Genomic DNA, 15353 nt, shown 5'->3' with positions numbered 1-15353 from the left:
CACGGTTGGTGTGCGAGCGCCGGGAGTGCGCCGCTCAGCTCCGCCTGCGGGGTCACCTCCGCCGGACCGAGCCTTCCACCACGTCCAGGACCCGCTCCAGGTGGTCGGCGCGCAGGCCCATGGCCAGCTGCGACACCAGGCCTTCCAGCACCAGCTCCAGGTAGCGCGCCAGCACGGGGACGGGGACGTCGTCGCGGAGGATGCCGGCGGCGGCCTGCCGGGCGAGGCGCTGCTCGGTGGCGGTGGTGAGCGCCTCGGCATGCGCGCGCCAACGGGCGCGGAAGCCCGGGTCGGTGCGGCCGCGGCGGGCGACCTCGAGGAACGTGCCGGTCCAGCCGGTGTCGAGGGAATGGGGGGACGACAGCAGCTCGCGCATCACCTGGACCAGGCCCTGCGCGGCCACCACGTCGGCCATCCGCTCGGCGTCCTGCTCCGCGAGGGCGAAGAACAGCGCTTCCTTGTCGCGGTAGTGGTGGAAGATCGCACCCCGGGACAGGCCGGTGGCCTGTTCCAGCCGCCTCACGGTGGCGCCCTCGTAGCCGTGACGGGCGAAGCAGCTGCGGGCGCCGTCGAGGATCTGCTGCCGCCGTGCTGCGAGCTGGTCGGTGCTGACCCTGGGCACCCGGTCGACGATACCGCCATCTCCAACCGTACGTACGGCTTGGGAGGACGCCGGTTCGGACGTCGGGCTCGGACGTCATCGTCACGTCATCCGAAATTGTCAGCGCCCGAGGGTAGCGTCGCGGGCATGTCAGAAAAGGCGGCGATCATGGCCGTCCCGCAGCAGAACTCGGGCCCGGAGGCGGGTCGTCCCGATCCGGGGCCCTCGGTGCTGCGCGACTGTGCCGATGCCGAGACCCACGTCGGTTCCGTCTGCTTCAAGCACGGTCCACCGCGGCTGTTCGGCGTCGAGCTCGAGTGGCTCCTGCACCGCCCGCCCGAGCAGCGCTCGGCACCGGAGGCCGCGGAGCTCGCCACCGCACTCGGCCGGTACGCCCCGTCCAGCCTCGACCCGTCGTCCCCCGCCCAGCCCCTACCCTCCGGTTCCACCGTCACGGTCGAACCCGGCGGCCAGATCGAACTGGCCAGCCCACCGAGCCCCGACCTCGCCTCCCTCCTGCAGACCGTCATCGCCGACACGGCCGTCCTGCACGAGCGCCTCGCCGCCGCCGGGCTCCATCCAGCGCCCCGCGCCACCGACGCGATCCGCCCGCCTCGCCGCATCCTGCAGCTGCCGCGCTACCAGGCCATGGAGGAGTCGTTCGACCGCCGGGGGCCCTTCGGCCGCAGCGCGATGTGCTCCACCGCGGCCGTACAGGTGTGCCTCGACGCGGGCGAGGCGTCGGACGTCGGCGCCCGGTGGGCGGTGCTGCACGCCCTGGGCCCGGTGCTGCTCGCCGCGTTCGCCAACTCGCCCACGCTGCACGGCAGGCGCACCGGCTGGAAGTCGTCGCGCTGGGCGTGCTGGCAGAGCGCCGACCCGGCCCGCACGGCGCCGCCACCGGTGGCCGACGCCCGCGGCACCGACCCGGGGGAGGCGTGGGCCCGCAGGGTGCTCGACACGCCCGTGCTTGCGGTGCGCAGGCCCGGCACGTGGACGGTGCCGCACGGCGTCACGTTCGCCGACTGGGTCCGCGGTGCCCTGCCGGAGCCGCCCACCACGGCCGATCTCGACTACCACGTCACCACGCTGTTCCCGCCGGTGCGCCCGCACGGTCACCTCGAGGTGCGCTACGTCGACGCCCAGCCGGGCCGGCGCTGGGCGTTGCCGGTCGCGGTGCTGGTGGGGCTGTTGTCCGACCCCGCCACGATCGACCAGGTGCGCGCGGCGTGCGCTCCCGCGGCCGGGCGCTGGACCTCCGGTGCCCGCCACGGCCTGTCCGACCGCGTGCTCGCCCGGGCCGCGGCCACGGTCTTCGAGCTTGCGATCGGCAGGCTGCCCGCCGTCGGGGCCCCGCAGTGGGTGGCCGACGACCTCATCGACATGCACGAGCAGCAGGTACTCCGCGGGCGATGTCCCGCCGACGATCCGGACCTCCCGGAGGTAGCGACCCCATGACCATCCCCGAAACGGCCACTTCCACCGAAGAGCTGCGCGGCCGCGTCGCCGGGCTCCTCGCGGAGGCGCGGGCCCGCAGCACCGTCCTCACCGATGCCGTCGACGAGGCCGATCTGGTGGCCCAGCACTCGCCGCTGATGTCCCCCCTGGTCTGGGACCTCGCGCACATCGGCAGCCAGGAGGAGCTGTGGCTCGTGCGCGACGTGGGCGGCCGCGAGCCGCTGCGCCCGGAGATCGACGGGCTCTACGACGCGTTCCAGCACACCCGCGCGAGCCGCGTCGAGCTGCCGCTGCTCACCCCGGCCGAGGCCCGCACGTACGTCGCCGAGGTGCGGGACAAGGCGCTCGACACGCTGGAGCGCAGCCCGCTCACCGGGCGCAGGCTCGTCGAGCACGGGTTCGCGTTCGGCATGATCGTGCAGCACGAGCAGCAGCACGACGAGACGATGCTCGCCACCCACCAGCTGCGCGCCGGGGCGCCGGTCCTGCACGCACCCCCACCACCTGCGGGGCGCCCGCCCGCGGTGCGCGAGGTGCTGGTGCCGGCCGGTCGGTTCACGATGGGCACGTCCACGGAGCCGTGGGCCCTGGACAACGAGCGGCCGGCCCACGCCGTCGACGTGCCGGCGTTCGTGATCGACACGGCGGCCGTCACCAACGGCGAGTACGCGGCGTTCGTCGAGGCGGGCGGCTACGACGACGCGCGGTGGTGGACCGACGAGGGCTGGGCCCACCGGGTGTCGGCCGGGCTGGTCGCGCCCCAGTTCTGGCAGCGCGACGGCTCCGGTACCTGGCACCACCGCCGGTTCGGTGTGGTGGAGCCGGTGCCCGCCGACGAGCCGGTCGTGCACGTCTGCTTCCACGAGGCACAGGCGTACGCGCGCTGGGTGGGCAAGCGGCTGCCCACCGAGGCGGAGTGGGAGAAGGCCGCCCGGCACGACCCGGCCACCGGGCGGTCCCGGCGCTACCCGTGGGGCGACGAGGACCCCACGCCCGCCCGCGCCAACCTGGGCCAGCGCCACCTGCGGCCGGCCGCGGCAGGCGCCTACCCGCTCGGGGCGTCCGCGCTGGGCGTGCAGCAGCTGATGGGTGACGTCTGGGAGTGGACGAGCTCGGGCTGGCACCCGTACCCGGGCTTCGAGGTCTTCCCGTACCCGGAGTACTCGCAGGTGTTCTTCGGCGGCGACTACCGGGTGCTGCGCGGCGGCTCGTTCGGCACCGCGCCCGCGGCGGTCCGCGGCACGTTCCGCAACTGGGACCACCCGATCCGCCGGCAGATCTTCGCCGGCTTCCGCTGCGCGCGCGACGCCCGTCCCGAGGACGTGGCGTAGAAAGTGCCCCCCACCGGAAGCCCGACACACGTCTCGACGGCCCAGCTTCCCGCTGGGCGTACCGGCGTACCGGCCGAGTACGCCCGGTACGAGGCCGGCCCCGCGGCAGGAACCTGGATCCGCCGATACGCGCACCGAGCTCCCGGTGGGGGGCACTAGTGTGCCGACACCTCGCCTACGTCGGGCCGCCGGTCACCCCGGCGTCCCTGGTGCTCGAGGCGCCGCACTCGCTGCTGCGCCAGAGCTACGCGCCCGCCGACATGCGCGGCGGGGGCACGATCAACGCCGACGGCTTCGGCGCCGGCTGGTACCCCGATCCCGGCGGTCCGGCGGCGTGCTACCGCAGTGCGCAGCCGATCTGGTCGGACCCCTCGTTCCCGGCGGTCGCGGCGGCCGTCGGGTCGGGTGGGGTGCTCGCCGCCGTCCGCTCGGCCACGGTGGGCATGCCCGTCACCGCGGGCGCCGCGGCACCGTTCGCGGAGGGGCGGTGGCTGTTCAGCCACAACGGCGTGGTCCGGGGATGGCCGCGGTCGATGGCCGGGCTCGCCGGTGCGCTGCCCGTCACCGACCTGCTCACCCTCGAGGCGCCCACCGATGCCGCGTTGCTCTGGGCGCTGGTGCGCCACCGGCTGCGCGCCGGCGTCCAGCCGGGTGACGCGCTGGCCGGGGTCGTCACCGACGTGGTGGCCGCGGCGCCGGAGTCCCGGCTGAACCTGCTGCTCACCGACGGCACCGGGATCTGGGCCACCGCCTGGTACCACGCGCTGTCCGTCCGCACCGACGACCGGAGCGCGCTGGTCGCCTCCGAGCCCCTCGACACCGATCCGGGCTGGCGCCCGGTGCCCGACCGCCACCTCGTCACTGCCGAGCCCGGCGGCCACCGATGCGTCCCGCTGGTAGCCACGCCGGCCACTGCCGGGGCACCCACCATCCAAGGAGTGCGATGACCGCGCTGCTCGACGTCCACCTCACCGGCGCCGACGCGGATGCCGCGCTGCGCGCCGACGCGCGCGCCGGCCTCACGGCCCGCCCGAAGCACCTGCCGCCGAAGTGGTTCTACGACGCCCGCGGCAGTGCGCTCTTCGAGAAGATCACGGAGCTGCCCGAGTACTTCCCCACCCGCACGGAACGCGCCCTGCTGGAACGCACCGCCGGCGCCGTCGCGGTCGCGTCGGGTGCCGACACGATCGTCGAGCTCGGGTCCGGTTCCTCGGCCAAGACCCGCCTGCTGCTCGACGCGTTCCGCCGCGCCGGCACGCTGCGCCGGTACGTGCCGCAGGACGTGAGCGCCTCGGCGCTGCGGGACGCGATGGCGGAGCTGGCGGCCGACTACCCCGGGCTGGAGCTGCACGGCGTGGTCGGCGACTTCACCGCGCACCTGGACCGGCTGCCGACCGAGGGCCGCCGCATGGTCGCCTTCCTCGGCGGCACGATCGGGAACCTGCTGCCACCGGAGCGGGCGGAGTTCCTGCGGGCGCTGCGCGCCGCGCTGCGGCCGGGGGAGCAGTTCCTGCTCGGCACCGGGCTCGTCGTCGACCCCGCCGTGCTCGTGCCCGCCTACGACGACGCGGCCGGGGTCACCGCGGAGTTCGACCGCAACGTGCTGCACGTGCTCAACCGGGAGCTCTCCGCCGACTTCGACGTCGAGGCGTTCGACCACGAGGCGGTGTGGGACGCCGGCAACGAATGGATCGAGATGCACCTCGTCGCGCGGCGGGCGATGACCGTCACCCTCGCCGATCTGGACCTCACCGTCGAGTTCGAGGCGGGGGAGGAGATGTGCACCGAGATATCGGCCAAGTTCCGGTTGCCGGGGGTGCGGGCGATGCTGGCCGGGGCCGGTTTCGACGTCGTGGGCAGCTGGACCGATCCGCAGGACCGGATGGCGCTCACCCTGGCCACCGCCGTCTGAGCGCCGTGCGGGCCGCCGGTCTGCCAGGATCGGCCGGGTGAATCCTAGCCGGATGAATTTTGACTGGCGCTCCGAAGGAGTCCGCGTCGTCCCGGGCGACGCGCTGGACACGAACACCGCGCAGACGCCCGGCATGCACCGCGCCGCGGCGATCACGGCCGCCCGCACCGGCGCGCAGAAGCTGTGGGCCGGCACCGTCACGATCCACCCGGGCGCGCGCACCGGTGCCCACCACCACGGCGAGCTGGAGAGCGTGATCTACGTGGTGCGTGGCCGGGCGCGGATGCGGTGGGGTGAGCGGCTGGAGTTCACCGCGGAGGCCGGGCCGGGCGGGTTCATCTACGTGCCGCCGTTCGTGCCGCACCAGGAGATCAACGCGCTCGACGAGGAGCCCCTCGAGTGCGTGCTCACGCGCAGCGGGCAGGAGCCGGTCGTGGTGAACCTCGACATCGAGGGCGTGGCGGAGCCCGAGCACGTGCCGTGGATCGATCCCACCCACCCGGCGGGCTGATACCGGCATTCGGTTGTCGAATGACGCTCGTGGCGCGGCTCCATTGACGCGCGGGCCGGGCTCCGGCGAGGGTCGGGGAGAACCGGAGATCGTCCGGGAGGCTGCGGCAGGCCGCCGCGGCGCAGCACGTGAGAGGACCACATGGTGGAGACGCCCGACATCGTCCGACCCGACCCCGACCTCGTCGCCGGGCTGGAGCGCGTCGGGAGCGCGACGGCCAGCAGCGAGCTCGCCAAGCAGTTCGGCATCCGCAGCGCCCACATCGCCGGTCCGGTCAGCCGGACGCCCGGGAAGTGCGTGGCCGGTCCGGCCTTGACGCTGCAGTGCCTGCCGAAGCGGGAGGACCTCTACCCGGTCGACGAGTACAGCCAGCCGGAGCGGCAGCTGCACCGGCACGTCCTCTACCACACGCAGCCGGGCGACATCGTGGTCGTCGACGCCCGCGGGGACATGACCAGCGGGATCTTCGGCGAGATGATGCTCACCTACTTCGCGGGCCGCGGCGGGAAGGGGATCGTGGTCGACGGCTGCATCCGCGACTTCGGCCCCGCGTCCGAGCTGGGGATCGGGATGTGGCTGCGCGGCACCACGCCCAACTTCCACACCCAGACCGGCATCGTGCCCACCGCGGTGAACGTGCCGGTCGCCTGCGGCGGCACCGTCGTGGTGCCGGGCGACATCGTCATCGCCGACGACGACGGCGCCGTGGTGGTGCCGATCGCGCTGGCCCCGAAGCTGCTCGAGATCGCCGGGGCGCACGCCGAGTGGGAGGTGTTCTCCCGGATCAAGCTCGCGGAGGGCGGCGACCTGCAGCGCTACTACCCGCTGTCGGACGCCGCCCGGCCGGAGTACGAGGAGTGGCGGCGGGCCCAGACCGAGGGGTGATCGGGTCAGGGCCTGCCGCGCACGGCCCGGCGGATCTCCTCGATCGGCGCCTTCGGCTCGCGCTCGGCGGTCAGCAGCCCGTTGGTCTCCTGCATGGTGTCGGTGAGCTGGGTGTAGCAGGAGCCGGCGAGGAACGCGCTCGCCCGGATGCCGTCGTAGAGGGCGGTGATGCGGGCGATCCAGTCGTCCGCGTCGGCCGCGGCCGTGTAGCCCCAGCCGTCGTCGCGCGGGGTGCCGGGCTGGTAGTCGATGCCGCCGAACTCGGTGAGCATCACCGGCTGGCCGCGGTCCTCCGCTCCGCCGACGAGGATGCGGCGGCCGGCCGGCCCCATGCCGGAGAGCAGGCGGTGGCGCGCGGCCGCGTCGGCGTAGGTCCGCGCGAGCGCCGCGCCGTCGCCCTCGTAGTCGTGCACGGTGAGGATGTCGGAGTTCTGCTGCTCCCAGCCGTCGTTCGAGATGACGGGCCGGGTGGGGTCGAGCGCGCGGGTGAGGTCGGTCAGCGCCCGGGAGAAGGCCTGCTGCGCGGGGTCGTCGGCGACGTGCTGGATCCCCCACGACTCGTTGAAGGGCACCCAGGTGACGATCGAGGGGTGCGAGGCGTCCCGGTCGACGGCGTCCATCCACTCCCGCGCGAGCCGGTGCACCGCGGTCGCGGAGAACTCGTAGGCGCCGGGGGTCTCGCCCCACACGAGCAGCCCGAGCCGGTCGGCCCAGTACAGGAACCGGGGGTCCTCGATCTTCTGGTGGATGCGGCACGCGGTGAACCCGAGCTCCTTGATCAGCTCGACCTCGCGGCGCAGGGCCGCGCGGGACGGCGCGGCGAGGTGGCTGTCGGGCCAGTACCCCTGGTTCAGCACCGACCGGACGTCGTAGGGCCGGCCGTTGAGCAGGAATGCGCCGCGGTCGACGCCGGCGGTCCGGATCCCCAGGTAGGAGCTCACCGCGTCGACGACGCCCCCGTCGGCGTCGTGCAGCGACACCGCGGCGTCGACCAGCCGGGGGCGGTCCGGCGACCAGGTCAGCTCGTCCGCGGCCTGGCCGTTGCGCTGCCGGGCGACCGGCACCGGCACGTGGACGACGGTCGCCTCGGCGGGCACGTCGACGTCGAGGGCGCCGAGGTCCGCGTCCCCCTCGTCGAACCGCAGTGCGACCCGCAGGCGGGTGCCGGGGGCGGCGCGCCCGCGGAGCCGGACGTCCAGGTCGACCGCCGACGGCCCGCCCGGTAGCCACTGCACGTGCGCGATGCTCGTGGCCGGCACCGCCTCCAGCCACACGGTCTGCCAGATCCCGGTGGTGCGCCGGTACCAGATGGCGTGGGCGTCCTCGTGCCAGTCCTGCTTGCCGCGCGGCTGCGTGAGGTCGTGCGGGTCGTCCTCGGCGCGGACGACGAGGACGTGGTCGTCGCCGCCCGTGACGAGCGCGGTGACGTCGAACGTGAACGGGGTGTGGCCGCCCTCGTGCTCCCCGACGAGTGCGCCGTCGACCCACACGCGGGCCCGGTAGTCCACGGCGCCGAAGTGCAGCAGCACCTGGGGCGCGTGCCCGGAACCGCCGGCGGCGGCCACGTCGTCCGCGGTGATCGTGCGGGCGTACCACACGACCCGGTGGAAGCCGGGCTCGGCGATCCCGGACGCCGTCGACTCGGGTGGGAAGGGCACGACGATCTCCTGGGCCTCCGGCAGCCCGGCGCTCCAACCGGCGGTGAGGCCGGCGTCCGCGTCGTCGTGCCGGAACGACCACGTGCCGTCCAGGTCCGCCCATGCGGTGCGCATCATCTGCGGGCGGGGGTAGGAGCCGTCCTGCTGGGAGGCCAGGGGGAGGTCGGAGGGGGAAGCGCTCACGGGGGTACTTTATAGCGCTACAAATCCGGCTCGGCGATAAGGTGCGACGGTGGAGAGGGTCACGTTGCGGGACGTCGCGATCCGGGCCGGTGTGTCCGTGATGACCGTGTCCAACGTGGTGCGGGGCTACCGGCACGTGAGCCCGCGCACGCGGGAGCGCGTGCAGGCCGCGATCGACGAGCTCGGCTACCGGCCGAACGTCAGCGGCCGAAGCCTGGCGACCGGGCGGTCGCGGGTGCTCGCGCTCGCCGTGCCGGATCTGCGGCGTCCGTACTTCGCCGAGCTCGCGCACGTGTTCGCGCGCGTCAGCACGGCCCGCGGGTACCGGCTGCTGCTCGAGGAGACCGGCGGCACGCCCGAAGGCGAGCGCTCCGTGCTGCGCGACCTCGAGGCCGGCATCGTCGACGGGGTCGTGATCCACCCGCAGGCGCTCACCGCCGCCGAGCTCGAAGGCCTGCGGCGCGACACCCCGCTCGTCTTCCTCGGCGAGGACCCGCGGCCCCCGAGCGCCGACCAGGTGGCCATCGACAACGTCGTCGCGGCCGAGGAGGCGCTGACGCACCTGGTCGCTCTGGGGCGGCGCCGCATCGGTTTCCTCGGCCACGAGATCGGCGCCCCCTCCCGCCCGTCCGAGCTGCGCATCGAGGGGTACCGGCGCGCGCTCGACCGGGCCGGGCTCCCGTTCGACGTGTCGCTGCTCGTGGCCCGGGGTGAGGGGGACGCGGTCGGGGCCGAGCGGGCGCTGCGCGCGGCGCTCGACGCCGGGCTCGCGATCGACGGCCTGCTCTGCCGCGACGACCTGGCCGCGGTCGGCGCGCTCCGAGCGCTGCAGCAGCGCGGGTTCGCCGTTCCCGGCGACGTCGCGGTCGTCGGCTGGGACGCCATCGACCTCACCGCGAGCACGGTGCCGAGCCTCAGCAGCGTCGCCCCCGACACCCGCGCCCTGGGGGAACGGGCCCTGGACCTGCTCCTCGAACGGATGGCCGACCCCGACGTCCCGGGGCGGCAGGTCACCGTGGGCCACCACCTCGTCGTCCGGGAGAGCGCGCCGGCACCCCCGGATCCCGGGTCGGCGGTCGGCGGCGCCGACCGGGCCGAGCAGCTCCGTGATCGCCGACCGGACCGCGTCACCGGAGCGGTCAGCCCAGCGTGACCTGTCCGAGCAGGGCGAGGGCGCCCGCGCCGGCCATGGCGAGCACGGCCGGGCGGGTCCAGCCGTGGTCGAGGTGGCGCCGCAACGGGCCGGACAGCGCGAAGCCGGCGATCAGGAACGGGACCATGACCGCGGCGGCCCCCACGGCGTCGGCGCTGAACTGGCCGCCCACGAGGAGCCCGGTGAGGGACAGCAGCGAGCCGACCACGAAGTAGGCCGCCATCGTGGCCCGCAACCGGGCGCCGTGCGCGTGCTGGTACAGCAGCGCGACGGGTGGGCCGCCGATCGCCGACGCCGTGCCGGCCGCGCCGGAGACGACCCCGGCCAGCAGCAGGGCGGGCACGGTGGGCCGGGGCCGCCAGCGCACCATCGAGAGGCCGACGCAGGTCAGCACGACGACGGCCACCGCCAGGCCGAACCAGCGGGGCGGCAGCAGCGCCACGGCGAGCACGCCGATCACGATTCCGGGGAGGCGGCCGAGCAGCGCCCAGGCGACGCCGGTCCAGTCGGTGTCGCGGTACTCGCGGCGCAGCGTGAGCATCGCGTGGGCGGTGGCGAGCAACAGCATCGGGACGGGCACGAGCCGCGGGTCGATGATGGCCAGGAGGGGCGCGGCCACGAGCGCGATGCCGAACCCGACCGAACCCTGCACCAACGCTCCGAGCGCGATGGCGAGCCCGGCGAGCGCGATGGTCACGGGGTGACGATAGTCCGTACCTTGTCAACGAATCATTGACGCCGACCGATCGGCAACGGATCGTTGACCGGCCGCAGGGGAGGCCGGGACGCCATAGGAACGGCCTATGCCGCCTGCTCGCATTTCGTCTTTGCTTGTCGTTGTTTTCCGGCCGTAGCCTGAAACGGTTCGCCGCTCGGCCGGACACACAATCGAAAGGGCGGGTGACATGACCACGGTCGAAAACGGATCGGGGACGCGGGAACTGTCGGGAAAGCGGGCCCTGGTGACGGGTGGCACCCGCGGAATCGGGGCGGCCATCGTGCGCCACCTCCTGGACGCGGGCGCCGAGGTGCTCACGACCGCGCGGTCCGCGACGAGCACGACGCCGCAGGGGGCCGCCTTCGTCGCGGCCGACGTGCGGACGCGGGCCGGAGCGGAGGCGCTCGCCGCGGCCGCACAGGAGGTGCTCGGCGGGGTGGACGTCCTGGTCCACAACGTGGGTGGGGCGCGACCGCACGCGTCCGCTCTGGCCATCCCCGACGAGGAGTGGCGAGACGCGCTGGACCTGAACCTCCTGTCGGCGGTGCGAGTGGATGCGCTGCTCGCGCCGGGTATGCGGGAGCGGCGTTCGGGGGCGATCGTGTACGTCTCCACGGCCGCGGTCGTCCCCCCGACGCCACCGTTCCTGCACTACCAGGCGGCGAAGGTGGCGCTGGAGAACTACAGCCGGGGGCTGGCCGCGGAGCTGGCCCCGTCCGGGGTCCGGGTCAACGCCGTGAGCCCCGGCCGGACCGCCACCCCCGGCGGCGAGGCCACCCGCGAGCACTGAAAGAGCCTGGGCGTGGGGCCCGGCGCGACGAACACCCCTCCGCTGGGGCGTGCCGGCCGGCCCGACGACATCGCCCACGCCGTGCTGTTCCTCGTGTCCGACCGGGCGAGCTGGGTCACCGGACAGGTCCTCGGCATCGACGGCGGCGAGTTCCCCAGGGGGTGAGGAGAAAATGGGTGTCCACAGCGACAAGAATGCGGAGCTCGCCGTCGACGGCGGCCGCACGCAGCTCTGAGCGGCCTCGGGTCAGGACACCAGGGAGACGGGAGCTGCGTCGTACCAGGTCTCCTGGCGCAGGAGCTCGAGCAGGGCCGTTTCCGCCGGGCCCGCGTGCTGCCGGACCACGGCGATGACGGGCTGGGACACCGCCGGGAACACCGGGCGCACGAGGTGCTCGTAACCGTGGGGCACCGCGGAGGCCGGGACGAGCGCGACCCCCAGCCCGTCGGCGGCCCAGCGCACGGCGGTGGCCGTCTGGGACACGCGGGCGGCCGTGGTGGGCGTCGGCTCGCCGTCCCCCAGCACGCTCAGCAGCACGCCGTCGAGCGCGCTGTCGCGGTCGAACCTGACCCACGGCTGGGTCTCCAGCACGCGCAGCTCGACCCGGTCGGCGGCGAGCTGCGGGTGCCCCACGCCCAGCACCACGACGAACTCCTCGTCGCCGAGGTGGTGGGCGTCGGCGGGGCTCCGCTCGCACTTCGCCATCAGGGCGAGGTCCAGCACGCCCCGGCGGCACAGCCGCTCCAGCTCGGCGGAGCTCGGTTCCTCGTAGACCGTGATCTCCACCCGCGGGAAGCGGCGGCGCAGCGCCGTCAGCGCGCCCGGCAGCTGCCGCGTACCGAAGCCCATCTGCGCCGCGACCACCAGCTCGCCCACCAGCTCGTCGGCACCGGCCCGCGCCGTGGCCCGCGCCCGACGTGCCGCGTTCACCGCGACCTCCGCGTCCCGGAGGAACGCGCGGCCGGCCACGGTGGGCACCAGCCCGGTGGGTGTGCGGGTGAACAGCCGCACACCCAGATCCCGCTCCAGGTTGCGGATCTGCTGGGACATCGACGGTTGGGCGACGTGCAGCCGCTCCGCCGCCGCCGTGACCGAGCCCTCCGCGGCAACGGCCAGGGCGTACTCGAACTGGCGAAGGCTCATCGATTCACAATCCTACGCGGGCCGCCCCGCCACATTGCGGCAAAGCCACTTCCCTGCAACGTGGCGGCAGGGAAGTGGCTGCGCCTTCCCCGGAGACCCGCCGCCTTGCTTCGCTGCGGCGGTGGCTCCCCGGAAGTGCGTTCGGGCCGCAATCAGGGCCTCTTCGGTGCTCAGCTGCGCAGCATGCCCCGCAGCACGTACTGCATGATCCCGCCGTTGCGGTAGTAGTCCGCCTCGCCGGGGGTGTCGATGCGCACGGCCGCGTCGAACTCGATCTTCTCGCCGGACGGTTTCGTGGCGGTGACGTGCACGGTGCGCGGGGTCGAGCCGTCGTTCAGGGCCGTGACGCCGCTGACGTCGAACGCCTCGGTGCCGTCCAGACCCAGCGACCTCGCCGACTCGCCCTCGGGGAACTGCAGCGGCAGCACACCCATGCCGATCAGGTTGGAGCGGTGGATGCGCTCGTAGCTCTCCACGATCACGGCCCGGACGCCCAACAGCGCCGTGCCCTTCGCGGCCCAGTCGCGCGAGGAGCCGGAGCCGTACTCCTTGCCGCCGAGGACGACCAGGGGAGTGCCCTGGGCGGCGTAGTTCTCGGCGGCGTCGTAGATGAACGCCTGCGGGGCGCCGTCCTGCGTGAAGTCGCGGGTGTAGCCGCCCGAGACGTTGTCGAGCAGCAGGTTGCGCAGCCGGATGTTCGCGAAGGTGCCGCGGATCATCACCTCGTGGTTGCCGCGGCGGGAGCCGTAGGAGTTGAAGTCCCGCCTCTGGACGCCGTGCCCGCGCAGGTACTGCCCGGCGGGGGAGTCCTCCTTGATGGAGCCCGCGGGGGAGATGTGGTCGGTGGTGACCGAGTCGCCGAGGAACGCGAGCACCCGGGCGCCGGAGATGTCCTGCACCGGCTCCGGCTCCGGCTGCATGCCCTCGAAGTACGGGGGCTTGCGGACGTAGGTGGAGTCGGCGTCCCACGCGAAGATGTCGCCCTCGGGTGTGGGCAGCGAGCGCCACCGCTCGTCGCCGGCGAAGACGTCGGCGTAGTCCTTGGTGAACATCTCCTGGCTGATCGCGCTGTCGATCGTGGCCTGCACGTCCTGCGGCGAGGGCCAGATGTCACGGAGGAAGACGTCGCCGCCGTCGGTGTCCTGGCCCAGCGGCTGGGACTCGAAGTCGAAGTCCATCGTGCCGGCCAGCGCGTACGCGATGACCAGCGGCGGCGAGGCCAGGTAGTTCATCTTGACGTCGGGGTTGATGCGGCCCTCGAAGTTGCGGTTCCCCGAGAGCACGGACACCACCGAGAGGTCGGCCTCGTTGACCGCGGCCGAGATCTCGTCCGACAGCGGGCCGGAGTTGCCGATGCAGGTGGTGCAGCCGTAGCCGACGAGGTGGTAGCCCAGCTTCTCCAGGTACGGCCAGAGCCCGGCCTTCTCGTAGTAGTCGGTGACGACCTTCGAGCCGGGCGCCATGGACGTCTTGACCCACGGCTTGACGGTGAGGCCCCGGTCGACCGCGTTCTTCGCGAGCAGCGCGGCGCCGAGCATCACCGACGGGTTGGACGTGTTGGTGCACGACGTGATCGAGGCGATCACGACGGCGCCGTGGTCGAGCACGAACTCGCCGCGGCCCTCCGACTTCACCGTGGTCGGCTTGGAGGGCCGGCCCTCGCCGCCGTTCGCGGCGGAGAACACCACCGGCTCGGCGTCGTCGTCGGCGAAGCTCAGCGCGGGGGAGTCGCTGGCCGGGAAGGACTCCCGGCCGGCCTCGTCCACGCCGCTGTGCGCAGGCGGCTCGGCGACGGCGTCGTCGGTGTAGTCGTGCACGGTCTTGCGGAACGACGCCTTGGAGTCGGAGAGCTCGATGCGGTCCTGGGGGCGCTTCGGCCCGGCGATCGACGGGACGACCGTCGACAGGTCCAGCTCGAGCGTCTCGGAGTAGACGGCCTCGCGCGACGGGTCGTGCCAGAGGCCCTGCTCCTTGGCGTAGGCCTCGACGAGCGCGATCTGGTCGGCGGAGCGCCCGGTGAGCGTGAGGTAGCGGATCGTCTCGTCGTCGATCGGGAAGATCGCGGCGGTGGAGCCGAACTCGGGGCTCATGTTGCCGATGGTGGCGCGGTTGGCCAGGGGGACGGCGCCGACGCCCTCGCCGTAGAACTCGACGAACTTGCCGACCACACCGTGGCGCCGGAGCATCTCGGTGATCGTCAGCACGACGTCGGTGGCCGTGGCGCCCGCGGGGATCTCGCCGGTGAGCTTGAAGCCGACCACGCGCGGGATGAGCATCGAGACGGGCTGGCCGAGCATGGCCGCCTCGGCCTCGATGCCGCCGACGCCCCAGCCGAGCACGCCGAGGCCGTTGACCATCGTGGTGTGCGAGTCGGTGCCGACGAGGGTGTCGGGGTAGGCCTGGCCGTTCCGCGTCATCACCACGCGCGCGAGGTGCTCGATGTTGACCTGGTGGACGATGCCGGTGCCCGGCGGGACGACCTTGAACTCGCTGAACGCGCCCTGGCCCCAGCGCAGGAACTGGTAGCGCTCCTTGTTGCGCTGGTACTCGAAGTCGACGTTGCGCTCGAAGGCGTCCGGGCGGCCGAAGATGTCGATGATCACCGAGTGGTCGATGACGAGCTCGGCGGGCGCGAGCGGGTTGACCTTGCCGGGGTCGCCGCCGAGCTCGGTGACGGCCTCGCGCATGGTGGCGAGGTCGACGACGCACGGCACGCCCGTGAAGTCCTGCATCACCACGCGGGCGGGCGTGAACTGGATCTCGGTGTTCGGCTCGGCGGCCGGGTCCCAGCCCGCGAGGGCGCGGATGTGGTCGGCCGTCACGTTCGCGCCGTCCTCGGTGCGCAGGAGGTTCTCGAGCAGCACCTTGAGGCTGAACGGCAGGCGGTCCGCGCCCTCGACGGCCGACAGGCGGAAGATCTCGTGATCGGCCCCTCCGGCCTGGATGGTTCCTCTCGCTCCGAAGCTGTCAGGGCTGGTCACGTCGCTGTCCTCCTGGCGGTGGTGGGCGC

12 protein-coding genes and 1 pseudogene are annotated in these 15353 nt (G+C 73.6%); 8 read left to right on the top strand and 5 right to left on the bottom strand.

The genetic code is table 11. The features are described from left to right. Nucleotides 1-52 precede the first annotated feature (52 nt). Nucleotides 53-622: a TetR/AcrR family transcriptional regulator gene (locus ACU436_RS15085; RefSeq protein ID WP_459025613.1), complete on the bottom strand. Its 570-nt coding sequence runs from the start codon at nt 620-622 to the stop codon at nt 53-55. Nucleotides 623-748: 126 nt separating this feature from the next. On the opposite strand from ACU436_RS15085, the gene egtA reads away from it, so the two are divergent. From egtA to ACU436_RS15055, 6 genes are all read left to right on the top strand, one after another. Continuing rightward, the gene (gene egtA, locus ACU436_RS15080) at nt 749-2059 is read left to right on the top strand and encodes an ergothioneine biosynthesis glutamate--cysteine ligase EgtA (RefSeq protein WP_459025611.1); all 1311 of its coding nucleotides are present in this window, start codon (nt 749-751) and stop codon (nt 2057-2059) included. Then, nucleotides 2056-3390 carry an ergothioneine biosynthesis protein EgtB gene (egtB, locus tag ACU436_RS15075; RefSeq protein ID WP_459025610.1) on the top strand — a complete coding sequence of 445 codons (1335 nt, stop codon included), beginning with the start codon at nt 2056-2058 and terminating at the stop codon, nt 3388-3390. The genes egtA and egtB overlap by 4 nt, the downstream gene beginning before the upstream one ends. Before the next feature lie 158 nt (nt 3391-3548). Further along, complete coding sequence (egtC, locus tag ACU436_RS15070) at nt 3549-4337, top strand: ergothioneine biosynthesis protein EgtC (RefSeq protein WP_459025608.1); 789 nt, start codon at nt 3549-3551, stop codon at nt 4335-4337. Further along, nucleotides 4334-5302 carry an L-histidine N(alpha)-methyltransferase gene (gene egtD, locus ACU436_RS15065; RefSeq protein ID WP_459025606.1) on the top strand — a complete coding sequence of 323 codons (969 nt, stop codon included), beginning with the start codon at nt 4334-4336 and terminating at the stop codon, nt 5300-5302. The genes egtC and egtD overlap by 4 nt, the downstream gene beginning before the upstream one ends. A 52-nt stretch (nt 5303-5354) precedes the next feature. Then, nucleotides 5355-5813 carry a cupin domain-containing protein gene (locus ACU436_RS15060; RefSeq protein ID WP_459025604.1) on the top strand — a complete coding sequence of 153 codons (459 nt, stop codon included), beginning with the start codon at nt 5355-5357 and terminating at the stop codon, nt 5811-5813. Nucleotides 5814-5954: 141 nt separating this feature from the next. Continuing rightward, nucleotides 5955-6698, top strand: coding sequence for a ribonuclease activity regulator RraA (locus ACU436_RS15055; protein ID WP_459025602.1), 744 nt, complete (start codon nt 5955-5957; stop codon nt 6696-6698). Nucleotides 6699-6703: 5 nt separating this feature from the next. Here ACU436_RS15055 and ACU436_RS15050 read toward each other — a convergent pair whose 3' ends face one another. Further along, the gene (locus ACU436_RS15050) at nt 6704-8539 is read right to left on the bottom strand and encodes a glycoside hydrolase family 2 protein (RefSeq protein ID WP_459025600.1); all 1836 of its coding nucleotides are present in this window, start codon (nt 8537-8539) and stop codon (nt 6704-6706) included. Between the two features lie 49 nt (nt 8540-8588). Here ACU436_RS15050 and ACU436_RS15045 point away from each other — a divergent pair, with 49 nt between their 5' ends. Further along, complete coding sequence (locus ACU436_RS15045; protein ID WP_459025598.1) at nt 8589-9692, top strand: LacI family DNA-binding transcriptional regulator; 1104 nt, start codon at nt 8589-8591, stop codon at nt 9690-9692. On the opposite strand, the gene ACU436_RS15040 is transcribed toward ACU436_RS15045, so the two are convergent. Continuing rightward, a complete protein-coding gene (locus ACU436_RS15040; protein ID WP_459025597.1) occupies nt 9679-10389 on the bottom strand; it encodes a TSUP family transporter in 711 nt (236 codons plus the stop codon). The two genes, ACU436_RS15045 and ACU436_RS15040, sit on opposite strands and share 14 nt — an antisense overlap. 208 nt (nt 10390-10597) lie before the next feature. On the opposite strand from ACU436_RS15040, the pseudogene ACU436_RS15035 reads away from it, so the two are divergent. After that, nucleotides 10598-11365, top strand: a pseudogene (locus tag ACU436_RS15035) (oxidoreductase). Nucleotides 11366-11446: 81 nt separating this feature from the next. Here ACU436_RS15035 and ACU436_RS15030 read toward each other — a convergent pair. Both ACU436_RS15030 and ACU436_RS15025 read right to left on the bottom strand, forming a co-directional pair. Then, a complete protein-coding gene (locus ACU436_RS15030) occupies nt 11447-12343 on the bottom strand; it encodes a LysR family transcriptional regulator (protein ID WP_459025595.1) in 897 nt (298 codons plus the stop codon). 170 nt (nt 12344-12513) lie between these two features. Continuing rightward, nucleotides 12514-15324 carry an aconitate hydratase gene (locus tag ACU436_RS15025; protein ID WP_459025593.1) on the bottom strand — a complete coding sequence of 937 codons (2811 nt, stop codon included), beginning with the start codon at nt 15322-15324 and terminating at the stop codon, nt 12514-12516. Nucleotides 15325-15353: the final 29 nt, after the last annotated feature.

This window comes from Pseudonocardia wallangbongensis (assembly GCF_054486945.1).
This window is presented reverse-complemented; position numbering and strand designations above follow the sequence as displayed.